Raw genomic sequence first — 419 nt, 5'->3', positions numbered from 1 at the left:
CGGGGACAGGATTTGAACCTGCGACCTTCGGGTTATGAGCCCGACGAGCTACCGGACTGCTCCACCCCGCGACGGTATGAATGTTACTTTTATAAATATAGTATTCCCATTTATTTAAAAAGAATACAATGATTATAGCTTGGCGGCGTCCTACTCTCACAGGGGGAAACCCCCAACTACCATTGGCGCTGAAGAGCTTAACTGCCGTGTTCGGAATGGGAACGGGTGTGACCTCTTCGCTATCGCCACCAAACATTTAATCTTTTAGCACATTTATTATCATACCATGTATGAAATCAAAATGCAAGAAGAAATTTTCATTCCTTCAAAACTAGATAATATTAAGAAGGTATTTCATTTTTTAAAAAGCGTTGGTTAAGTCCTCGATCTATTAGTATCAGTCAGCTCCACATGTCGCC

The 419-nt window shown here is 42.0% G+C and carries 1 rRNA gene; it reads right to left on the bottom strand.

The annotated features are described in order from the left end of the window. Positions 1-137: 137 nt before the first annotated feature. Positions 138-253, bottom strand: a 5S ribosomal RNA gene (gene rrf / locus ACYP5M_RS26510). Positions 254-419: the final 166 nt, after the last annotated feature.

This window comes from Peribacillus sp. N1 (assembly GCF_054600815.1).
Note: the sequence above shows the minus strand (reverse complement) of the source record. Positions and strands in the feature narration are given on the sequence as shown.